This window comes from Enterobacter cancerogenus, assembly GCF_019047785.1.
Taxonomy (GTDB): Bacteria; Pseudomonadota; Gammaproteobacteria; order Enterobacterales; family Enterobacteriaceae; genus Enterobacter; species Enterobacter cancerogenus.
On record NZ_CP077290.1, the window covers coordinates 1594538 to 1616024 of the forward strand.

Sequence of the window (21487 nt, forward strand, 5' to 3'; positions counted from 1 at the left end):
ACTCGCGTCGCAGGCATCAATTACGATGGGTCAAAACGGAGTCGACTAAGCCGTACTCAACTGCCTCTGGTGCAGAGAGGAAGCGATCGCGCTCGGTATCGCGCTCGATCTGCTCAAGAGATTGACCCGTATGCTGCGCCATAAGTTCATTCATGCGCGCTTTTACTTTCAGAATTTCGCGGGCGTGGATTTCAATATCCGTTGCCTGACCCTGGTAGCCGCCCAGCGGCTGGTGGATCATTACGCGGGAATTTGGCAGGCAGAAACGCTTACCTTTGGCACCCGCGGTGAGCAGGAATGCCCCCATGGATGCTGCCTGACCCATACAAATGGTGCTTACATCCGGCTTGATAAATTGCATGGTGTCATAAATGGACATCCCCGCCGTAATAACCCCGCCAGGCGAGTTAATGTACAGGTAGATGTCTTTTTCCGGGTTTTCCGCTTCCAGAAACAGCATCTGCGCCACGATCAGGTTAGCCATATGGTCTTCGACCTGGCCGGTCAGAAAGATAACGCGTTCCTTGAGCAGACGGGAATAGATATCAAAAGAACGCTCACCACGTGAGGTCTGTTCAATAACCATTGGCACCAGAGCCATATGGGGTGCAAAGTTATCTCGTTCGCCACTGTATGACATGTCCGTCTCCTGGATCTAAATTGAAAACACCTGCTGTACTGATTGTAACCTCATGGACGGATTATCAGCCAGTCTCATTGATCGTGATTACATACTTATGGGGTTCGCAGTGCTCTATTTCAAGCATAACAACCTTTTGTTGATACGCTATCACTGAAAGGGCGTTTTCGCACTCTTCCTGGCCTATCGCTGCGATAAAAAAAACCCGCCGCCGTGAGGCAACGGGTTTTTTGTTCAAACTTTAAACGTTGAGGCGAAATTACGCCTGCTGGTTCATCAGTTCGGTGAAAGAGGTCTCTTTTTCGGTTACTTTCGCTTTCGCCAGTACCGCTTCAACAGCCTGCTCTTCCAGTGCGACGTTGCGCATGTTGTCCATCAGCTCTTTGTTCTTACCGTAGAACTCAACAACTTCTGATGGATCTTCGTACGCGGAAGCCATCTCTTCGATCAGGCCTTTCACACGCTCTTCGTCAGCTTTCAGCTCGTGGGTACGAATCACTTCGCCCAGCAGCAGGCCAACAACAACGCGGCGTTTCGCTTGCTCTTCGAACAGTTCGCGAGGCAGTTCCATCGCTTGCTGCTGGTTGCCACCGAAGCGCTGTGCAGCCTGACGGCGCAGAACGTCGATTTCGCCGTCGATCAGGGCAGCAGGAACGTCGATTTCGTTCGCTTTCACCAGGCCTTCGATAGCCTGAGATTTCACACGGTTACGTACAGCACCGTTCAGCTCGCGTTCCATGTTTTTACGCACTTCGGCACGCAGACCCGCGATAGAACCATCTTCCACGCCGAAACGTTTGATGAATTCTTCAGTCAGTTCTGGCAGCTCGCGCTCTTCAACTTTCTTCAGGTTGATCACGAACTTCGCTGCTTTCCCTTTCAGGTTTTCAGCGTGGTATTCTTCCGGGAAGGTCACGTCGATGGTGAACTCTTCGCCCGCTTTGTGGCCTTTGATACCGTCTTCGAAGCCTGGGATCATACGACCCTGGCCCATTGCCAGTACGAAGTCAGAGGCTTTGCCGCCTTCAAACTCTTCGCCATCTACGGAACCGGTGAAGTCGATGGTTACGCGGTCTTCAGCGTCAACTGCGCCTTCTTTGTCTTTCCAGTTCGCCTGCTGCTTGCGCAGGGTATCCAGCATGCCGTCAACGTCTTCGTCAGTCACGGAAACGATCGGTTTTTCAACTTCGATGGATTCCAGACCTTTCAGCTCAACTTCCGGGTACACTTCGAACTCTACGGAGTAGGTGAAGTCTTCGCCCATTTTGTATTCGCCTGGCACGTAGTTTGGCGCACCGGCTGGATTAATTTTTTCTTTGATGATGGCATCAATAAAGTTGCGGCTCATCAGTTCACCCAGCACATCCTGACGCACGGAAGCGCCATAACGCTGAGCAACAACATTCATTGGTACTTTGCCCTTACGGAAGCCGTCAATACGTACTTTTTTTGCTACGTTGACCAGCTCGCTTTTCACAGCAGTTTCGATGCTGTCAGCAGCGATAGTAATCGTTACACGGCGGCCAAGGCCTTGAGTGGTTTCAACTGAAACTTGCATCTTGTTACCTCAAAAAAATCACAGTGCTCGGTCAACTCTGAATCTGTCTGTTTTACCGGGATGCTCTCTCAATGTGCAGATTTACATTCCCTGTCGCCAGAATCATCCCGAAGACATTCAATAAGACGCGGCATTATAGCGGCATCACTTAGGTGAGTCGAGAACGGTTGGGGCATGTTGCTGCGGCTTTTTTCACACTTTAAGGCTATTTTTAGCCTTAAAAATGCGCCATGCGCTCAAAACTCAGACAAAACAAAACGGCCCGAAGGCCGTTTTGACGAAATCTTTAAGCAACATACTGGAAAAACTCCAGCGGTTGCAAATCCGATTTATCAGGCTATGCTGCCCGCACCGCGACAGGGAGGTGAGGCAAAGACCGTATCCTGCAGGCCTTCCCATTCCTTAATGGTATAGGTGTGCAATGCCAGCGCATGTACGGTTGTGGAGAGTTCATCCGTCAGGGTACTGTAGATTAAGCGATGACGATTCAGGAAGCGCTCTCCCGTGAAACGATCGCTCACCAACACCACTTTGAAGTGGCTTTCAGAACCTGCCGGTACGTTATGACGATAGCTTTCGTCGACGACTTCGAGGAACACAGGGTTAAACGCTGCCCTTAGTTTTTCTTCTATCTGTTCACGTATCATCATGAAATTACTCCTCCGACAACGCTAAGATGTCACCCATCCCTTTAAATATTAGCCGCTTTTACCGTTTCCATTACACCTTGACAACAAATATTTAGCTTTCATCCGATTTTCTCAGTCAAACGAATGAAGTTAACGATGAGACTCATGCGATTTGCCCATAACGGGCGGAGAAAAGCGGTGGGCCGGTTAGTTTTCGGACAAGGCGATGAATTTACATGCGTTGACCACTTCCCCTCGCCGTTGGCAATGTTATGATGGCGACAAATTCTCTCTCTAAATGCTTACGATCCGTTGAGAACCTCAAAATGTTAAAAAAAATCTTCTTTCCGTTGGTAGCACTTTTCATGCTGGCAGGCTGCGCAACCCCGCCAACGACCATTGATGTGACGCCAAAAATTACCCTTCCTCAGCAAGACCCGAGCCTGATGGGCGTGACGATCAGCATTAACGGTGCCGACCAGCGTCAGGATCAAGCCCTGGCGAAAGTGACCCGTGATAACCAGCAGGTTACGCTGACCGCCTCCCGCGACCTGCGCTTCCTGCTGCAGGAAGTGCTTGAGAAGCAGATGACCGCACGCGGTTACATGGTTGGCCCAAGCGGCGCGGTGGATCTGCAGATCATCGTGAACAACCTGTACGCTGACGTTTCCCAGGGGAACGTGCGCTACAACATTGCCACCAAAGCTGACATCGCGATCATCGCAACGGCGAAGAATGGCAACAAGCTGAACAAAAACTACCGTGCCAGCTACTCCGTTGAAGGCGCTTTCCAGGCCTCCAACAAAAACATTGCTGACGCGGTTAACAGCGTGCTGACTGACACCATTGCCGATATGGCTCAGGACACCAGCATCCACGAGTTTATCAAGCAGAACGCACGTTAATCCTGCCCACTGACCCGGCGGTTAGCCGGGTCAGACTTAGAAGAACATGTCGAGTCACTACTTACGCATTTTCCAGCAGCCTAAATCAGCTATCTTGCTGATCCTCGGTTTCGCCTCCGGTTTACCGCTCGCGCTCACGTCAGGCACGCTGCAAGCCTGGATGACCGTTGAGAACATCGATCTTAAAACCATTGGTTTCTTCTCGCTCGTGGGCCAGGCCTACGTGTTTAAATTCCTGTGGTCGCCGGTCATGGACCGCTATACGCCACCGTTCCTGGGGCGTCGTCGCGGCTGGTTGGTCATCACTCAGATTCTGCTGCTGCTGGCCATCGCCGGTATGGGCTTCCTGGAGCCGACAACGCAGCTGCGCTGGATGGCCGCGCTGGCGGTGGTTATCGCCTTCTGCTCCGCGTCGCAGGATATCGTTTTTGATGCCTGGAAAACGGACGTCTTACCTGCCGAAGAACGTGGGGCGGGAGCCGCCATCAGCGTGTTGGGTTATCGGCTGGGGATGCTCGTGTCCGGTGGGCTGGCGCTCTGGCTGGCCGACCGCTACCTTGGCTGGCAGGGCATGTACTGGCTGATGGCCGCCCTGCTGATCCCCTGCATCATCGCGACCCTGCTTGCGCCCGAACCGAGCGATGTGATCCCGGTTCCACGCTCGCTGGAACAGGCCGTTGCCGAACCGCTGCGTGATTTCTTTGGCCGTAACAATGCCTGGCTCATCCTTCTGCTGATTGTCCTTTATAAGCTGGGCGATGCGTTTGCTATGAGCCTGACGACCACCTTCCTGATCCGCGGCGTTGGCTTTGATGCCGGTGAAGTTGGCGTGGTGAATAAAACGCTGGGGCTGTTTGCGACCATCCTCGGCGCGCTGTATGGCGGCGTCCTGATGCAGCGCCTGAGCCTGTTCCGCGCCCTTCTGATCTTCGGCATCCTGCAAGGGGCATCGAACGCGGGTTACTGGCTGCTTTCCATCACTGACAAACATATGATCAGCATGGCGACCGCGGTGTTCTTTGAAAACCTCTGCGGCGGAATGGGAACCGCGGCCTTTGTCGCTCTGCTCATGACCCTGTGCAACAAGTCGTTTTCCGCCACGCAATTCGCCCTGCTCTCGGCGCTCTCCGCCGTGGGCCGCGTTTATGTCGGGCCCATTGCGGGCTGGTTTGTTGAAGCGCACGGCTGGCCGACGTTTTATCTCTTCTCCGTGGTGGCTGCCGTACCCGGAATATTACTGCTGCTGGTGTGTCGCCGGACGCTGGAATATACCCAGCGGACAGACCACTTTATGCCGCGCACCGAATACCATCGCGTCTACCGTTTTGCATTACGTCTGTTAATGGTGGGCTGTCTTGCGCTGGTACTGTGGCTTGCAGTACTGATTATCAACGCCACAACCGCGTTGTCACTTCCCTTTGATACCCTTCTGTTGGACGTGGGTGCGCTGCTGGCCGTTGCCGGGATCCTCCTCGGCGGCATGCTTGATTTCCTGGCATTGCGTAAAACGCAGATGACCTGAAGAAAAAAGCGAAAGGTTATTTCCCGTTGTAATCACGAGGCGAAATTATAACGGTGAAATAACCGACGGCGGCTAAAAAAAATATTTGTTGTTTTGTGCGGGATAGTTTTCGGAAATTATTGGAGCCGAATCCGAAACGCTATTTTCCGTTAACCGATTCAGCATTTGAAAGATTGATTTTTCGTTTTTTAAATGTCTTTATATTGATAATTAATTGTTAATTTTTTGTATATTTTTGACAATGGTTATACCAATTGCCCCTTTTGAGCTATGCTTGGGGATTCTTTCGTAATAAAGCCCGTGGCACGCGGCTTCTGTCTTAAAAAGCGACACAATCTGCAACACTTGTGACATGCACGGCAGAACCCGGTAACACCTTCCTGACACAGCCCTAATGATGTTTACAGTAATGTAACCTTCCCGTAAAATGCCCCCACACTTTAAACGCCACCAGACTCCCGTGGAATTGAGGTCGTTAAATGAGACTCAGGAAATACAATAAAAGTTTGGGATGGTTGTCATTATTTGCAGGCACTGTATTACTCAGCGGCTGCGATTCTGCACTACTAGACCCCAAAGGACAGATTGGACTGGAACAACGTTCACTGATTCTGACGGCATTTGGCCTGATGATGATTGTGGTTATCCCGGCCATCTTGATGGCTGTTGGTTTCGCCTGGAAGTACCGTGCGAGCAATAAAGATGCGAAGTATAGCCCTAACTGGTCACACTCCAATAAAGTGGAAGCTGTGGTCTGGACGGTGCCTATTCTGATCATCCTGTTCCTTGCCGTACTGACCTGGAAAACCACTCACGCGCTTGAGCCAAGCAAACCGCTTGTTCACGATGAGAAACCTATTACCATTGAAGTGGTCTCCATGGACTGGAAATGGTTCTTCATCTATCCGGAACAAGGCATTGCTACCGTGAATGAAATCGCCTTCCCGGCGAACACTCCGGTTCAGTTCAAAGTGACCTCCAACTCCGTAATGAACTCCTTCTTCATCCCGCGTCTGGGTAGCCAGATCTATGCGATGGCCGGTATGCAGACCAACCTGCACCTGATCGCTAATGAAGCAGGCACCTACGACGGTATCTCCGCCAGCTATAGTGGCCCGGGCTTCTCGGGTATGAAGTTTAAAGCTATCGCTACGCCAGACCGCGCCGCGTTCGACCAGTGGGTTGAAAAAGCGAAGCAGTCACCAAACACCATGTCTGACATGGCGGCGTTCGAAAAAGTGGCTATTCCAAGCGAATACAACAAGGTGGAGTACTTCTCTAACGTGAAGCCTGATTTGTTCAAAGACGTTATTGGCAAATTTATGGACCACGGTAAGAGCATGGACGTGACCCAACCTGAAGGTGAGCATAACGCACACCAGGGGATGGAAGGCATGGACATGAGCCACGCGGAAACCGCTCACTAAGGGGCCGAGGAAGAAAATGTTCGGAAAATTGACACTGGATGCAGTGCCCTACCATGAACCCATTATCATGGTTACGGTGGCTGCCATTATCATCGGTGGTGCGGCCTTAGTTGGCCTGATCACTTACTTCGGTAAGTGGAGCTACCTGTGGAAAGAGTGGCTGACTTCGGTTGACCACAAAAAACTCGGTATCATGTACTGCATCGTCGGTATCGTCATGTTAATTCGTGGCTTTGCGGATGCGATCATGATGCGTAGCCAGCAGGCACTTGCTTCTGCGGGTGAAGCTGGCTTCCTGCCGCCGCACCACTACGACCAGATCTTTACCGCCCACGGCGTTATCATGATCTTCTTCGTAGCGATGCCGCTGGTTATCGGTCTGATGAACGTGGTCGTTCCGCTGCAAATCGGCGCGCGCGACGTAGCGTTCCCGTTCCTGAACAACCTGAGCTTCTGGTTCACGGTTGTCGGCGTTATTCTGGTAAACCTGTCACTGGGTGTGGGCGAATTCGCACAGACCGGCTGGCTGGCCTACCCGCCGCTTTCGGGAATTGAGTACAGTCCTGGCGTAGGTGTCGACTACTGGATTTGGGCGCTTCAGCTCTCCGGTGTTGGTACAACCCTGACCGGTATCAACTTCTTCGTGACTATTATCAAGATGCGTGCCCCTGGCATGACCATGTTCAAGATGCCGGTATTTACCTGGGCATCTCTGTGCGCCAACATCCTGATTATTGCGTCGTTCCCAATTCTGACCGTCACCATCGCGCTGCTGACCCTGGATCGCTATCTGGGCACCCATTTCTTCACGAATGACATGGGTGGCAACATGATGATGTACATCAACCTGATTTGGGCATGGGGTCACCCGGAAGTGTACATTCTGGTTCTGCCAGTGTTCGGTGTCTTCTCCGAAATCGCAGCAACCTTCTCGCGTAAACGCCTGTTTGGCTACACCTCGCTGGTGTGGGCAACCGTGTGTATTACCGTACTGTCGTTCATCGTTTGGCTGCACCACTTCTTCACCATGGGTGCGGGCGCGAACGTAAACGCCTTCTTCGGTATCACCACGATGATTATCGCAATCCCTACCGGGGTGAAGATCTTCAACTGGCTGTTCACCATGTACCAGGGTCGTATCGTGTTCCACTCAGCGATGCTGTGGACCATCGGCTTCATCGTCACCTTCTCTGTAGGGGGTATGACCGGTGTACTGCTGGCGGTACCAGGTGCGGACTTTGTACTGCACAACAGCCTGTTCCTGATTGCGCACTTCCATAACGTTATCATCGGTGGCGTGGTCTTCGGCTGCTTCGCTGGCGTAACCTACTGGTGGCCAAAAGCGTTCGGTTTCACCCTGAACGAAAAATGGGGTAAACGCGCGTTCTGGTTCTGGATCATCGGCTTCTTCGTTGCCTTTATGCCGCTGTACGTGCTGGGCTTCATGGGTATGACCCGTCGCCTGAGCCAGCAGATCGATCCGCAGTTCCACCCAATGCTGATGATTGCAGCAGGCGGTGCGGTGCTGATTGCCTGTGGTATTGCGTCCCAGCTGATTCAGTTCTACGTCTCTATTCGCGACCGCGAGCAGAACCGTGACCTGACCGGTGACCCATGGGGTGGCCGTACGCTGGAGTGGGCAACCTCTTCCCCACCTCCTTTCTATAACTTCGCCATTGTGCCGCAGATCCACGAGCGCGACGCATTCTGGGAAATGAAAGAAAAAGGTGAAGCGTACAAGCAACCTGCTCATTACGAAGAGATCCACATGCCGAAAAACAGCGGTGCGGGCATTGTGATTGCCGCCTTCGCAACGGTATTTGGTTTCGCAATGATCTGGCACATCTGGTGGCTTGCGATTGTTGGCTTTGCTGGCATCGTCATCAGCTGGATTGTGAAGAGCTTTGACGAGGACGTGGACTACTACGTACCAGTCCGTGAAGTTGAAACGCTGGAAAAACAGCATTTCGACGAGATTTCTAAAGCGGGGCTGAAACATGGCAACTGATACTCTGGCGCACTCAACTGCCCACGCGCATGAACATGCGCACCACGATACAGGACCGATGAAAGTCTTCGGTTTCTGGATCTACCTGATGAGCGACTGCATTCTGTTCTGCTGTCTGTTCGCGACCTATGCCGTTCTGGTGAACGGCACAGCGGGTGGCCCGACCGGCAAGGATATTTTTGAACTGCCGTTCGTGCTGGTAGAAACCGCACTGCTGTTATTCAGCTCCATCACCTACGGCATGGCGGCGATCGCCATGTACAAAAACAACAAGAGCCAGGTTGTCTCCTGGCTGGCGTTGACCTGGTTGTTTGGTGCTGGGTTCATCGGGATGGAAATCTATGAATTCCATCACCTGATCATGGAAGGTTTCGGTCCGGATCGTAGCGGCTTCCTGTCAGCGTTCTTCGCGCTGGTTGGTACCCACGGTCTGCACGTCACCTCGGGTCTTATCTGGATGGCTGTACTGATGTTCCAGGTATCCCGTCGCGGCCTGACCAGCACAAACCGCACGCGTATCATGTGCCTGAGTCTGTTCTGGCACTTCCTGGACGTGGTGTGGATCTGTGTGTTCTCTGTAGTGTATCTGATGGGGGCGATGTAATGAGTCATTCAAACGATCATGGCGCTTCCCACGGTAGCGTAAAAACCTACATGACAGGTTTCATCCTGTCGATCATCCTCACGGTGATCCCGTTCTGGATGGTGATGAGCGGTTCTGCGTCTAAGCCGGTTATTCTGGGTGCAATCCTGGTGACCGCGGTGATTCAGATTCTGGTGCATCTGGTTTGCTTCCTGCACATGAACACCAAGTCCGATGAAGGCTGGAATATGACCGCCTTTATCTTTACCGTGATTATCATCGCTATCCTGGTAGTCGGTTCCATCTGGATTATGTGGAACCTCAACTACAACATGATGGTTCACTAAGAGCGGCGAGTATGTTTAAGCAATACCTGCAAGTAACGAAACCAGGCATCATCTTTGGCAACCTGATCTCCGTGATCGGAGGGTTCCTGCTGGCCTCCAAAGGCAGCATCGATTACACCCTCTTTGCTTCCACGCTGGTGGGTGTGTCACTGGTTGTTGCGTCCGGTTGTGTATTTAACAATTACATCGACATGGATATCGACAAGAAGATGGAGAGGACCAAAAATCGGGTGCTGGTGAAAGGCCTGATCGCCCCTTCCGTCTCGCTGGTGTACGCCACCTTGCTGGGTATTGCTGGCTTTATGCTGCTGTGGTTTGGTGCTAACCCGCTGGCCTGCTGGCTGGGGGTGATGGGGTTCGTGGTATATGTGGGCGTTTATAGCCTGTATATGAAACGTCACTCCGTCTACGGCACGCTGATTGGTTCACTCTCCGGCGCTGCGCCGCCGGTGATTGGCTACTGCGCCGTCACAAACGAGTTCGACAGCGGTGCGCTCATCCTGCTGGCTATCTTTAGCCTGTGGCAGATGCCGCACTCCTATGCCATCGCGATTTTCCGCTTTAAGGATTATCAGGCAGCGAACATCCCGGTTCTGCCGGTTGTGAAAGGCATTTCAGTGGCCAAGAACCATATCACGCTCTACATCATCGCTTTTGCCGTGGCAACGCTGATGCTCTCTCTGGGCGGTTACGCTGGATACAAATATCTGGTGGTGGCCGCTGCGGTGAGCGTCTGGTGGCTCGGCATGGCGCTGCGTGGTTACAAAGTGGAAGATGATAAAGTCTGGGCGCGCAAGCTGTTCGGCTTCTCCATCATCGCCATTACCGCACTCAGCGTGATGATGTCCGTGGACTTCATGGTACCGGATTCACACAGCCTGCTGACATACGTCTGGTAAGTGTGCTGAATTGAAAAAGCCGGGTTGAACCCGGCTTTTTTTATGCCTGCGGCGTCACGCCTTTCTTCAGTAAAATATTGCCGTACTTCGCCGTCTCGCCCGTCACGACGATGGCAAATGCCTGCTGCGCCCGTTGGTAAAACGCGTAACGGTCGATGCGCACGATCCCCTCCCCTTCTTCGTTGCCGAATAATGCCTGGCAGTACCGCGCCTCTACCGCACCATCAAGCGTATCCCCTTCCACGGGTGCCATCATCACCAGCGGTGGCGCATAGCTGTCGAGTTCAAAAAGCGGGATGACGGCAGCCAGTAACTCGCTCACCTGCAGGCCGTCGGCGCGAATAACCTCTGGCCCGAGGCTGTGCGCGGGAAAATGGGCGTCAGCAAAAATAATCTCATCTCCGTGCCCCATTTCTGCCAGGGTTTTAAGCAGCGCGGGTGAGATCAGCGGTGATATCGTTTTAAGCATGGTTTTTTCCCTCTGGATAAAAATAGCGGTAGCGATACTCCACGCAGGCGCGAGCCGCAACGGCACTGGCGGCCTCACCGGTGCCCCACCAGCCGTACAAGGCCGCACCAAGCACCGTCGTTTCACCCTCATCAAGCACTTTAACCGGGATCCCGAGGGCATCAGCTTTAAGCTGATTCCACAGCGCATTGCGGCTGCCACCGCCCACCAGCAGAAGCTCGCGCGCCGTAAACTGCGCGATGTCCTCCAGCGCGCCAAGGTTATCTTTCAGTCGCGCCGTCAGCCCCTCCAGCGCCGCGCGGTAAAAGTGGGCAGGCGTGGTGTTGAGCGTCACGCCCTGCCAGCCGGCGAGCGGGGAATCGAGCAGTTGCGTATTCATCGTCACCCCGTCCGCCCCCCTCGGCAGCTCCGCCACCTGAGAAAGGATGGTGTCCCAGCTCGTATCAGGAGACCAGAACAGTCTGCGGATCCACTCCAGCACGCCGGATGCCATGTATTGCGTGCCCGGATTAAACAGCCCCGGCTGGCTGTCCAGCTCACAGGTTGCCCCGGGATAGTGAATGAGCGACGCGGTGTTTACGCGCGACGTACGCGCCATCAGGATCTCCCAGGTCCCCGAAGAAAGAACCGCTTCATCAATCCCCGCCCCCGCGCCAAACAGCGCAAACTGCGTGTCATGCCCGGCGGAGATCACCGGCACGCCGGGAGGCAACCCGAGCCGAGCCGCCGCGACGGGCTGCAGCTCGCCAATAACGTCACCGGGGTACACCAGCGCCGGGAAAAGCGAAGGCGATATCCCCGCCTTCGCGAGAATCGCTTCGCTGAACCGCTGCTGAGCGAGATCGAACATCTGGCTGGTACCCGCCATGGTGAAATCGGTGGTCATTTTGCCCGTCAGGCGATGGTTGATCAGCGAGGAGATAAAGAGCCAGGCGTGGGCGCGCTGCAGCAGGTCGGGACGGTTTTCCCGCAGCCACAGCACTTTGTATAACGTGTTAAAACTAAACTGCCCTACCCCGGTTATTCGCTGCAGCTCTGCCGGGGAGAAGCGTCGGGACGCATTTTCCATCACCGCGACCGTGCGCGGGCATTTCCAGCTGATCACCGGGTAAAGCAGCTCTCCCGTCTCATCCACCAGCGCGCCATCCACCCCGAAGGTGGTGACGCTTATGCCGCACAGCCGGTACGTACTCAGGACCGCGCCGATCGCCTGACAGCATTGGGCAAATCGCTGCATGATGGCGTCCAGCGACCACTGGTGCCATGCCGGATTTTCAGCCGCGCTTTCGCTGGCGTTTGCGACAGCCGCACGCGCCACAATCTTCCCGTCAGGATCGAGCGCAATGGCGCGCACGTTGGTCGCACCGCAGTCGAGAACCAGAAAGCATTTTTTCATTATGGCCCCCACAGGTTGCCCGCCCGGACAGGCGGGCAGTCAGGGTTAACGTTTGTACAGCGGTCCGTAGTTTTCGCAGGCGCGATAGTCCTGCCCTTCGACGTCCATTCCGTGCGCACCCCAGGCCGTCGGGCGGTAAATCTGCGCGTCCGGCACGTTATGCATGCACACCGGAATACGCAGCATGGATGCCAGGGTGATGAAGTCGGCCCCGACGTGTCCCACGGTCAACACCCCGTGGTTCGCCCCCCAGTTTGCCATCACCGAATAGACATCGCTGAACGGGCCTTTCCCGGTAAGACGTGGCGCAAACCAGGTCGTCGGCCAGGTGGAGTCCGTACGCTTGTTCAATACGTCGTGCACCGCGTCGGGCAGATCGACGCTCCAGCCTTCTGCGATTTGCAGTACCGGGCCAATGCCCTTAATGATATTCACCCGGGTCATGGTAAATGGCACGCCACCGCGGGTGAGGAAATGAGACGAGAAGCCACCGCCGCGGAAATATTCATGCACTGCCGGACACCAGCGGGTCGCCGCGAGGCAGGCATCAGCCTCCTGCTGGGTCATCTCCCAGTGCGGCTTGAGGGTCGGTTTCCCGTCGGCATCTTTCTGCTCGGCCGTACCGTCGAGCGCAGCCGAACCGGAGTTAATCAGGTGGATAATGCCGTGCTCAGCAAGCCCGGTAAGCTTCTGGCCGGTCACACGCGCCACCGACTCCGGGGACCAGAAGGTGCGCACGTCGGCAAAAATTTGTGCCGTCCCCGTCATCAAATGGCCAAACAGCATCGCCACGCCGTTCAGGCTGTCGTTTTCGGTTGCCACCAGGCAGGGCTGGCGAATGCCGTTCCAGTCGAAGGAGCTGTTGAGCAGCGCTTCTGCGGTATCGCCGTTCGGATAGTGATCCGTCCAGTGGCGCTGCCCCTGGAAGCCGGAGACGATGGCGTTATAGCCCAGCGACTCCTCCACGCGTCCAGCATCGGCCAGCTTCGCGTTGCCCTGCATCATGTCGCGGATGCACATCGCCATCAGCAGGCTTTCGCGCAGGATCGCCGCGTTTTGCTGCTCATCGCGCCGATACTGCTGCGCATTTTTGTCCTCGCCAAAGCGGAAATGCGCGTTCGCCCAGCCCAGCGCCAGCTCAAGCTCCTGCTCATCGTAGATCTTATGATCGATGCGGCGACGCAGTTCAGTCATGTCCACGGCCTGAACCTTCATGCCAAGCCAGGATTCAAAGAAGTTATGATCGACAATCGAGCCGGCAATCCCCATCGAGACGCCGCCGATGGAGAGATAGCTTTTCCCCTTCATGCTGGCAACCGCCAGGCCCGCCCGGGCGAAGCGCAGCAGTTTTTCTTCTACGTCAGCGGGGATACTCTCGTCCCCTGCGTCCTGCACGTTGTGACCATAGATCGAAAACGCCGGGATGCCCTTCTGGTTGTGCGCCGCCAGCGCCGCCGCCAGATACACCGCGCCGGGGCGCTCGGTGCCGTTAAAGCCCCAGATGGCTTTCGGACGCAGGGGATCCATATCAATGGTTTCGCTGCCATAACACCAGCAGGGCGTCACGGTTATCGTCAGGCCAACGTGCGAAGTGCTGAACTTCTCCTCACAGGCCGCCGACTCGGCCATACCGGCGATGCAGGTATCGGCAATCACGCATTCCACAGGCGTTCCGCAGGGATGGCGGAGTTTTTCGCTCAACAGCGCCGCCGTTGCCTTCGCCATGTTCATGGTCTGCGCTTCCAGAGATTCGCGTACACCCAGCCGACGGCCATCGATAACGGGTCGGATGCCAATACGGGGTAACGCTGTTTTTGTTTTCATAGCCCTTCCTCACGTTGGTTAACCTCTCCGTTTCATGGGGCGTAGCCGTACAAAACGCGCATCGACAGCACCGTTGACCGAGAGATGTGAAATTTGCTAACTCGAATTAGCTTAGGTTTCACACTGAAAACGAGACAAGAGAATTGTGCAGGATCTGTGAGCAGTTTCACGATGAGTGGTCAAAATTCGATCGGCGTCAGGTATTACGATTCAGCAAAAATAGCATTATCGGTTATTTATCAATAGGTTAATAAATTACCTTTGCACAGCGTCACAATTTGAATACAAATGATTTGGCTAAATTCTGACCCTAAAATAGCTTTTAAGGACGCAAGCTAAGTCGAGTTAGCTTACTTATAAAACCGTTATGCCAGTGATTCATTGCCTTTCCAACACAGGAATCTTGCAATGTCAGAAACTCTTATACAGATGAAGCGGATAACGAAACGCTTTCCCGGCGTCCTTGCGCTGAGCCAGGTTGATTTTGATTTACGTCGCGGCGAGGTGCATGCCCTGCTGGGCGAAAACGGCGCCGGTAAATCGACGCTGATGAAAATTCTGTCCGGCGTGTATCAACCTGATGCGGGAGAGATCCTGTTTGAAGGCCAGCCGGTTTCATTCAGCGATCCGCTCAGCGCCCAGCTGGCGGGTATTACCATCATCCATCAGGAATTCAATCTCTTTCCCGATTTAACCGTCGAAGAGAATATCTTTATTGGCCGCGAGTTTTGCAAAAACAGCCGCTGGCAGCTCGATAAACGTGCGCAGCGCCAGGCGGTTGAGAAAATACTGCAAACCCTGAATTTAAAGATTGCTCCGGATGCCCGGGTCAGTGATTTAACCGTGGCTCAGCAGCAGATGGTGGAAATTGCCAAAGCCATTTCCGTTAACGCAAAAGTGCTGATTATGGATGAGCCCACCGCCGCGCTGACCGAGAGCGAAATAGAGAGCCTGTTCGAGGTGACGCATATGCTCAAGGCCCAGGGAACGGGTATCGTCTACATTTCGCACCGCCTGGAGGAGCTGGCGCTGATTGCCGACCGCGCCACGGTAATGCGCGACGGGCAGTACATCGCCACCGTCGATTACGACAGGGTGCAGATTAGCGAGCTGATCGCCATGATGGTGGGCCGCAATCTCGACAATATCTATCCCAAACGCCCACCGCATCAGCGCACCGAGAAAGTGCTTGAGGTAACTGGCCTGACGCGCAACGGCGTGCTGAAGGATATCGATTTTACCCTCTGGCGCGGGGAGATCCTCGGCCTGGCCGGTCTGATGGGCGCGGGCCGGACGGAGCTTGGCAGAGCGCTGTTTGGGGCCGATCCGATCGACGCCGGCACCCTGACGCTGAACGGCACGCCAACGCGCATCAAAGACGTGGCGGACGCCATTGGCAAAGGCATCAGCTATTTAACCGAAGACCGCAAAAAAGAGGGGCTTGCCCTCGGCTTCTCCGTTGAAATGAACATCATGCTCGGCAATTACCCGGACTATTCCGGCGTGGCGGGCAACGTTAATGAAAAACGCTGCCGGGCGTCCAGCCAAAAACTGGTGGATGCGTTGCGAATTAAAACGCCGCATCTGGAACAGGCGGCCCTCAACCTCAGCGGCGGCAATCAGCAAAAGATCATCATCGCCCGCTGGGTCTGTAAAGACACCGACATTTTAATTTTTGATGAGCCAACCCGGGGAATAGACGTCGGCGCCAAGCTGGAAATTTATGAATTAATGAATCGCCTTGTCGCTAAAGGTAAATCTATCATCATGATTTCATCCGAACTGCCGGAAGTGTTGGGCATGTGCGACCGCATCCTGGTGATGCGCAGCGGTCGTATTGCCGGCGAAATAGAGGCTGAGCACGCCACTCAGGAAAAAATCATGCAATACGCCACGCTGGAGGATTAATCATGTCCGTTACCGTCCCTTCGCCGCAAGGCGGGAATGCTTCTGTGAAGATAAATAAAGCGCTGCTGATGCGCCTCGCCCCCCTGTTTAGCCTGGTGCTGCTGGTGCTGTTTTTCAGCTTCAGCTCACCGTTCTTCTTTAATACCGAAAATATCATGACCATCGCCCTGCAAACGGCGGTGATTGGCATCATGGCCATTGGCGTCACCTTTGTGATTATCACCGCCGGGATCGACCTGTCGCTTGGCTCGGTGGTGGCCTTTTCAGGCGTTGCAGTGGGGATCGCCGCCGGGTTTGGACTGCCGCTGCCGGTGTGTATTCTGGCGGGCGTGCTGGCGGGCGGCGTGTGCGGCTATATGAACGCATTTCTGGTGACGAAGATGACCATCCCGCCGTTTATCGCCACCCTCGGGCTGATGATGTCGGTTCGCGGCATCAACATGGTGATGACCGACGGGCGCGCGATTTACTTCTCTGACTACCCGCAGTTCCGAATGCTGGCGCAGGGCCGCCTGTTCGATGTCCTGCCCTATCCGGTGTTTTACCTGGTGATTGTGGCGCTGATTGCCATGTGGATCCTGAAAAAAACGGTGATGGGGCGCTATATCTACGCCGTCGGCAGCAATGAAACCGCAGCGCACCTTTCCGGGATCAACGTGCAGCGGGTGAAGATTTTCGTCTATGCCTTCTGCGGCCTGTTAACCGGCGTGGCCGGGGTGATCCTCGCCTCTCGCCTCAACTCCGGCCAGCCCACCGTGGGAGTGGGTTACGAGCTGGAAGCTATCGCTGCCGTGGTTATCGGCGGCACCAGCCTGATGGGCGGCGTGGGTACCATCGGCGGCACCATCATCGGCGCGTTCATTATGAGCGTGCTGAAAAACGGCCTCAATTTGATGGGGGTCTCCCAGTTCTGGCAGATGGTGGCGATGGGAGTCGTGGTCGTTGCTGCCGTCTATCTGGATACGTTGCGTAAAAGAATGCGTTAGGTTCCCGACATAAAAAAGCCCTGCAAACCCTACTACGGAGCAAAATAATGAAAACCAGCCATATCCTGAGCGCCCTGTCGCTCGCCGCTATCATGACCAGCAGCGCGCTGGCGAAAGAGTTAAACCTGCCGGTGGTCAGTAAAGGCTACCAGCACGAATTCTGGCAAACGGTCAAAATGGGGACCGAAGCCGCTGCAAAAGAGCTGGGGGATAAGACCAGCTACGTAGGCCCGGCGGATGAAACGCAAATCGCCGAGCAGATCCAGCTGGTAGAAAACACCATGGCGCAAAAACCGGACGGCCTGCTGCTGGCTGCGCTGGACGCCAACGCCCTTGCCCCGCTGGTGGAAACCGCCAACAGCCGCGGGATCAAGGTCGTGACCTTTGACTCCGGCGTAAACTCCGATATTCCGGCCAGCTTTGTCGCCACCAACAACCGCAAGGCGGGCGCGCAGGCGGCCGATGCGCTGGCCGAACAGGTCGGCAAAAAAGGCAAGGTGGGCATTATTGCGCACGTTGCCGGAACAACATCGGCTATCGAACGCTCCGAAGGCTTCAGCGAAGAGATGAAGGCGAAGTACCCGGACATTCAGGTGCTGCCGGTGCAGTACAGCGACGGCGATCCGCAAAAAGCGATGGATAAAACCATCGATATGGTTCAGGCCAACCCGGATATCGCAGGCATTTATGCCACCAACGAAGGTTCAACGCTGGGCGTGGCGAACGCCATCGACAGCCAAAAACTGAAAGGCAAAGTCAAAGTCATCGGCTTCGACAGTACCGAAGCGATCATCAACTTCCTCAAGAACGGTGTGATCCAGGGGTTTGTGGTGCAGGACGCATACCAGATTGGCTATCAGGGTATTAAGGCGCTTAATGCGGCGATCGCCGGGCAGACCGTGGCGAAAGAAATTGATATTCCAGTCAAATATGTCAACGCGCAGAATATCAACACCCCTGAAATTGATAAACTGCTGCATCCGTTTGGTAAAAAATAAGGGAGTTCAGGATGAGTGACGGCTATTTCCTCGGGGTTGATGTCGGGTCGGCCAGCGTGCGCGCCGGGCTGTACTCCGCACAGGGCGAGCGTTTGCGCTTCGCGACCCGCCCGATTTCGCAGTTTCGCGCCGATAACGCGCGCGTAGAACAATCCTCTGCGGAAATCTGGCAGCAGGTTTGCGCCGCGGTACGGGAAGCCGTCAATGCATCCGGGATCGCCCGCGACGCGATCCGCTCCATAGGGTTCGACGCCACCTGCTCGCTGGTGGCGCTGGACGCCCAGGGCCATGGCCTGAGCGCGTCGCCGGACAGCCCGGCGGCGCAGGACATTATTATGTGGATGGATCACCGGGCGCAGGAGGAGACTGCCCGCATCAATGCCACCCGCGACCCGGCACTTGGCTACGTGGGCGGCGAGGTGAGCATTGAGATGGAGCTGCCAAAGCTGCTGTGGCTTAAAGAACGCCATCCTGAAACCTGGAACAACGCCTGGCGCTTTTTCGATCTGGCTGATTTTCTGGTGTGGAAAGCGACCGGTCAGGACGTCGCCAGCCTGTGCACCCTCACCTGCAAGTGGAACTATCTGGCGCACGAGGCGCGCTTCAGCGATACGCTGCTTCAGGCCGTGGGGCTGGAGAGCCTGCTGACCAAAATCCCTGAGACGATCCTCGACGTGGCCGACCGCGCCAGCACGCTAAGCCCGCAGGCCGCACAAGAGCTGGGATTACCCGAACACGTTATTGTCGCCAGCGGGATGATTGACGCCCACGCGGGCGGCGTGGCGCTGACCGGCGCACAGCCTGAAGGTACGCTGGCGCTGATTAGCGGCACCTCAAACTGCCATATGCTTGCCAGCCAGACGGCAATCTTTACCCCCGGCGTCTGGGGCCCGTACTGGGGGGCGATGCTTCCCGGCTACTGGCTGACGGAGGGCGGGCAAAGCGCCGCGGGCGCGCTGGTTGACTGGACGCTGCGCGAGCATCACGCCAGCGCGGCGCTGTTTGCCAAAGCCGAGGCTGCGCAACGCCATCCGGTCGCGGTAATTAACGACTGGGTGGCCGCGCTGGAGCAGGAAGAGAAATACCCGACCCGTAACCTGCATGTTCTGGCGGATCACCACGGCAACCGTTCCCCGCGCTCGCGCCCGGACGCCCGGGGGAGCGTCGTGGGGCTGACGTTAGAAACCGGCGAGCGCGCGCTGGCGAGGCTCTACCTTGCGACGTTGCAGGCTATCGCCTACGGCACGCGGCATATCATCGATACCCTGCACAATCACGGTCACAGGCTGTCGCGCATTGTTATCTGCGGCGGGGCGACCCATAACCGGCTGTGGCTGCGGGAGTATGCCGATGCCACCGGCTGTCACATTCACCTTCTGGCTGAAGAAGATGCCGTTACGCTGGGGGCTGCACTCTGTGGCGCGGTTGCCAGCGGCGCGTGGGCAACGCTGTCCGACGCGACCCGCGCGATGGTCAACACTGGCGACGTCATCGCTCCTCGCCCGGAAACCGCCACCTTCCACCAGCAAAAATATGCCGCCTACCTGGCGCTATGGACCCAGCAGCAGGCGCTTAATGAACTGATGCAACAGGAAATGTAATGGCAGGATGCGTATGCTTTATCTGAGGTTTTTCACACACGAAAAGGATTGAGGCGTAGCGATGGCCAAAACAGTTGAACAGATAGCGAAGGATCTGAATTTATCCGTTACCACCGTGCGCCTGGTGCTGGGCGGCAAAGCCGGGCAGTACCGGATCAGCATGAAAACGCAGGCCAGAATCAATGAACACGTCGAGCGCTACGGCTACACCCTGAATCATTCAGCGCGCAGCCTGAAGCTGAACAAAACCGAGACGCTGGGGCTGATCGTCCCCAATATCTCGAACGTGTTCTTCGCCACGCTTGCAGAAAAGCTGGAGCTGCGCTGCCGCCGTTCGGGCTATCAGCTGATGATCAGCTGTACCTACAACGACGTGGACTATGAGAACAAGCTGGTCAGAGCCCTGATGGCGCGAAACGTCGACGGCCTGTTTATCGTCCCCTCGACGCTGGAAAACCAGCAGCATCATCTGCGGCAGATCCAAAAGCCGCTGGTGCTTCTCGACCGGGATTTTGGCTTCACCGACAACGCGCTGGTGGAGAGTCATAACGAAGCCGGTGGCGATGAACTGGCGCGCAGCATGTTGGGCGTCAGCGATACCCCGCTCTGGTTCCTGGTAGGCGATACCGCCCTGCCGAGCATCACTGACCGACTGAACGGCTATTTACATGCTCTGAACACGGCGGGCATTGATCACCGCAACTGGGTGATTGAAGGCCCGGACAATACGCCGCAGGGAGGATATGCCCTGATGGACAAACTGATCGACAGCCATGGCGTACCCCAGGCCTTTATCGCCTCGTCGCTCCCGGTGCTGGAAGGGGCAATCGAGGCGCTGCGCGCGCGCGCCGGTACCGTGCCGCAGCACATCAATATCGGTACGTTCGATGAACACCCCATGCTGGGATTCCTGCCGAACAGCGTCTGGTCGATGCAGCAGGATGAAGATACCTGGGCGGAAAAAGCGTTTGAGCTGATGCAACGAGCCATCGACGGCGAAGCGGTCAACGAGACGGCGAAGGTGGATATGAAGCTGGTCAAACGTTCCCGCCAGTAAAAATAAAACTGTACCCGGAGAATAAAAATGGAACGAGCCAGATTAGCCAGAGACATCATCGACACCTGCCTTGAGATGACCCATCTGGGATTAAATCAGGGCACCGCAGGCAATATCAGCGTGCGCTACCGCGACGGCATGCTGATCACGCCGACCGGCATTCCCTACGAGCGCCTGACCGAAGAGAGCATCGTCTACGTTGATGCCGGGGGTCGCCACGAGGAGGGGAAGCTGCCGTCCAGCGAATGGCGTTTTCATCAGGTGGTGTATCAAACCCGCCCGGAAGCCAACGCGGTGGTGCATAACCATGCCGTCCACTGCACGGCGATTTCAATACTCAATCGTCCGATCCCGGCCATTCACTACATGATCGCGGCCGCGGGCGGCAACTCAATCCCCTGCGCGCCCTACGCCACCTTCGGCACGCGGGCGTTATCCGAACACGTTGCCGTTGCCCTGCGCGATCGCAACGCCACGCTGCTGCAGCATCATGGGTTAATCACCTGCGAAGAGAGTCTCGAAAAAGCGCTGTGGCTGGCACAGGAGGTGGAAGTGCTGGCAAAACTGTATCTGACAACGCTGGCGATTGTAGACCCGGTTCCGGTGCTGGATGACGACGAAATTGCCGTCGTGCTGGAGAAATTTAAAAGCTACGGCCTGCGCGTGGAAGCCTAATTTTTTTACCCGGGGGTGCTTTTATTACACCCTCGTAATATCTCTTAAACAAACA

General features: G+C 55.5%; 19 protein-coding genes. 13 read left to right on the forward strand and 6 right to left on the reverse strand.

Translation table 11 applies throughout. The annotated features are described in order from the left end of the window. Positions 1-16 precede the first annotated feature (16 nt). The 3 genes from clpP to bolA form a co-directional block, all read right to left on the reverse strand. The gene (gene clpP, locus I6L58_RS07540) at positions 17-640 is read right to left on the reverse strand and encodes an ATP-dependent Clp endopeptidase proteolytic subunit ClpP (protein ID WP_014069126.1); all 624 of its coding nucleotides are present in this window, start codon (positions 638-640) and stop codon (positions 17-19) included. Between the two features lie 259 nt (positions 641-899). Further along, positions 900-2198, reverse strand: coding sequence for a trigger factor (tig, locus tag I6L58_RS07545; RefSeq protein ID WP_006176906.1), 1299 nt, complete (start codon positions 2196-2198; stop codon positions 900-902). A gap of 332 nt (positions 2199-2530) precedes the next feature. Beyond that, a complete protein-coding gene (bolA, locus tag I6L58_RS07550) occupies positions 2531-2848 on the reverse strand; it encodes a transcriptional regulator BolA (protein WP_006176905.1) in 318 nt (105 codons plus the stop codon). A 305-nt stretch (positions 2849-3153) separates the two neighbouring features. Here bolA and I6L58_RS07555 point away from each other — a divergent pair, with 305 nt between their 5' ends. The 7 genes from I6L58_RS07555 (at position 3154) to cyoE (ending at position 10518) form a co-directional block, all read left to right on the forward strand. Continuing rightward, positions 3154-3732 carry a lipoprotein gene (locus I6L58_RS07555; protein ID WP_042320819.1) on the forward strand — a complete coding sequence of 193 codons (579 nt, stop codon included), beginning with the start codon at positions 3154-3156 and terminating at the stop codon, positions 3730-3732. A gap of 46 nt (positions 3733-3778) precedes the next feature. Further along, positions 3779-5254, forward strand: coding sequence for a muropeptide MFS transporter AmpG (gene ampG, locus I6L58_RS07560; protein WP_006176903.1), 1476 nt, complete (start codon positions 3779-3781; stop codon positions 5252-5254). A 479-nt stretch (positions 5255-5733) separates the two neighbouring features. Continuing rightward, on the forward strand, positions 5734-6681 hold the full coding sequence (cyoA, locus tag I6L58_RS07565; protein ID WP_006176902.1) for a cytochrome o ubiquinol oxidase subunit II: 948 nt from the start codon (positions 5734-5736) through the stop codon (positions 6679-6681). Between the two features lie 16 nt (positions 6682-6697). Next, positions 6698-8689 (forward strand): cytochrome o ubiquinol oxidase subunit I, encoded by a 1992-nt coding sequence (gene cyoB / locus I6L58_RS07570; protein ID WP_006176901.1) that lies wholly within the window; start codon positions 6698-6700, stop codon positions 8687-8689. Then, a complete protein-coding gene (locus I6L58_RS07575; RefSeq protein ID WP_006176900.1) occupies positions 8679-9293 on the forward strand; it encodes a cytochrome o ubiquinol oxidase subunit III in 615 nt (204 codons plus the stop codon). Before cyoB ends, I6L58_RS07575 begins: the two co-directional genes overlap by 11 nt. Then, on the forward strand, positions 9293-9619 hold the full coding sequence (locus tag I6L58_RS07580; RefSeq protein WP_006176899.1) for a cytochrome o ubiquinol oxidase subunit IV: 327 nt from the start codon (positions 9293-9295) through the stop codon (positions 9617-9619). Before I6L58_RS07575 ends, I6L58_RS07580 begins: the two co-directional genes overlap by 1 nt. 11 nt (positions 9620-9630) lie before the next feature. Continuing rightward, positions 9631-10518, forward strand: a complete 888-nt coding sequence (gene cyoE, locus I6L58_RS07585; RefSeq protein WP_006176898.1) for a heme o synthase — start codon at positions 9631-9633, stop codon at positions 10516-10518. A gap of 40 nt (positions 10519-10558) precedes the next feature. Here cyoE and fucU read toward each other — a convergent pair whose 3' ends face one another. Genes fucU through I6L58_RS07600 form a run of 3 tightly spaced genes read right to left on the reverse strand, consistent with a single transcriptional unit; the run spans position 10559 to position 14207 of the window. Continuing rightward, the gene (gene fucU, locus I6L58_RS07590) at positions 10559-10987 is read right to left on the reverse strand and encodes an L-fucose mutarotase (protein WP_088207845.1); all 429 of its coding nucleotides are present in this window, start codon (positions 10985-10987) and stop codon (positions 10559-10561) included. After that, positions 10980-12386, reverse strand: coding sequence for an L-fuculokinase (gene fucK, locus I6L58_RS07595; protein WP_390881728.1), 1407 nt, complete (start codon positions 12384-12386; stop codon positions 10980-10982). The genes fucU and fucK overlap by 8 nt, the downstream gene beginning before the upstream one ends. A gap of 42 nt (positions 12387-12428) precedes the next feature. Then, positions 12429-14207, reverse strand: coding sequence for an L-fucose isomerase (locus I6L58_RS07600; RefSeq protein ID WP_088207847.1), 1779 nt, complete (start codon positions 14205-14207; stop codon positions 12429-12431). Positions 14208-14615: 408 nt separating this feature from the next. Here I6L58_RS07600 and I6L58_RS07605 point away from each other — a divergent pair, with 408 nt between their 5' ends. The 6 genes from I6L58_RS07605 (at position 14616) to fucA (ending at position 21432) form a co-directional block, all read left to right on the forward strand. Beyond that, positions 14616-16115, forward strand: coding sequence for a sugar ABC transporter ATP-binding protein (locus I6L58_RS07605; RefSeq protein WP_088207848.1), 1500 nt, complete (start codon positions 14616-14618; stop codon positions 16113-16115). A 2-nt stretch (positions 16116-16117) separates the two neighbouring features. Continuing rightward, entirely contained in the window at positions 16118-17101 is a 984-nt protein-coding gene (locus I6L58_RS07610; RefSeq protein WP_058609295.1) for an ABC transporter permease, read from the forward strand. A gap of 47 nt (positions 17102-17148) precedes the next feature. After that, positions 17149-18099, forward strand: a complete 951-nt coding sequence (locus I6L58_RS07615) for an ABC transporter substrate-binding protein (protein WP_088207849.1) — start codon at positions 17149-17151, stop codon at positions 18097-18099. An 11-nt stretch (positions 18100-18110) separates the two neighbouring features. Beyond that, entirely contained in the window at positions 18111-19700 is a 1590-nt protein-coding gene (locus I6L58_RS07620; protein WP_088207850.1) for an FGGY-family carbohydrate kinase, read from the forward strand. Positions 19701-19761: 61 nt separating this feature from the next. Continuing rightward, the gene (locus I6L58_RS07625) at positions 19762-20757 is read left to right on the forward strand and encodes a LacI family DNA-binding transcriptional regulator (RefSeq protein ID WP_088207851.1); all 996 of its coding nucleotides are present in this window, start codon (positions 19762-19764) and stop codon (positions 20755-20757) included. Positions 20758-20784: 27 nt separating this feature from the next. Then, positions 20785-21432, forward strand: coding sequence for an L-fuculose-phosphate aldolase (fucA, locus tag I6L58_RS07630; RefSeq protein WP_088207852.1), 648 nt, complete (start codon positions 20785-20787; stop codon positions 21430-21432). Positions 21433-21487: the final 55 nt, after the last annotated feature.

Excerpts from the sequence above, each read along its gene's own strand:
- tig (WP_006176906.1), bottom strand. The coding sequence starts at position 2,198 with ATGCAAGTTTCAGTTGAAACCACTCAAGGCCTTGGCCGCCGTGTAACG.
- cyoB (WP_006176901.1), top strand. The coding sequence starts at position 6,698 with ATGTTCGGAAAATTGACACTGGATGCAGTGCCCTACCATGAACCCATT.
- I6L58_RS07625 (WP_088207851.1), top strand. The coding sequence starts at position 19,762 with ATGGCCAAAACAGTTGAACAGATAGCGAAGGATCTGAATTTATCCGTT.
- clpP (WP_014069126.1), bottom strand. The coding sequence starts at position 640 with ATGTCATACAGTGGCGAACGAGATAACTTTGCACCCCATATGGCTCTG.
- I6L58_RS07620 (WP_088207850.1), top strand. The coding sequence starts at position 18,111 with ATGAGTGACGGCTATTTCCTCGGGGTTGATGTCGGGTCGGCCAGCGTG.
- I6L58_RS07600 (WP_088207847.1), bottom strand. The coding sequence starts at position 14,207 with ATGAAAACAAAAACAGCGTTACCCCGTATTGGCATCCGACCCGTTATC.
- I6L58_RS07580 (WP_006176899.1), top strand. The coding sequence starts at position 9,293 with ATGAGTCATTCAAACGATCATGGCGCTTCCCACGGTAGCGTAAAAACC.
- fucU (WP_088207845.1), bottom strand. The coding sequence starts at position 10,987 with ATGCTTAAAACGATATCACCGCTGATCTCACCCGCGCTGCTTAAAACC.
- cyoA (WP_006176902.1), top strand. The coding sequence starts at position 5,734 with ATGAGACTCAGGAAATACAATAAAAGTTTGGGATGGTTGTCATTATTT.
- I6L58_RS07575 (WP_006176900.1), top strand. The coding sequence starts at position 8,679 with ATGGCAACTGATACTCTGGCGCACTCAACTGCCCACGCGCATGAACAT.
- I6L58_RS07605 (WP_088207848.1), top strand. The coding sequence starts at position 14,616 with ATGTCAGAAACTCTTATACAGATGAAGCGGATAACGAAACGCTTTCCC.
- bolA (WP_006176905.1), bottom strand. The coding sequence starts at position 2,848 with ATGATGATACGTGAACAGATAGAAGAAAAACTAAGGGCAGCGTTTAAC.
- cyoE (WP_006176898.1), top strand. The coding sequence starts at position 9,631 with ATGTTTAAGCAATACCTGCAAGTAACGAAACCAGGCATCATCTTTGGC.
- fucA (WP_088207852.1), top strand. The coding sequence starts at position 20,785 with ATGGAACGAGCCAGATTAGCCAGAGACATCATCGACACCTGCCTTGAG.
- I6L58_RS07555 (WP_042320819.1), top strand. The coding sequence starts at position 3,154 with ATGTTAAAAAAAATCTTCTTTCCGTTGGTAGCACTTTTCATGCTGGCA.
- I6L58_RS07615 (WP_088207849.1), top strand. The coding sequence starts at position 17,149 with ATGAAAACCAGCCATATCCTGAGCGCCCTGTCGCTCGCCGCTATCATG.
- I6L58_RS07610 (WP_058609295.1), top strand. The coding sequence starts at position 16,118 with ATGTCCGTTACCGTCCCTTCGCCGCAAGGCGGGAATGCTTCTGTGAAG.
- ampG (WP_006176903.1), top strand. The coding sequence starts at position 3,779 with ATGTCGAGTCACTACTTACGCATTTTCCAGCAGCCTAAATCAGCTATC.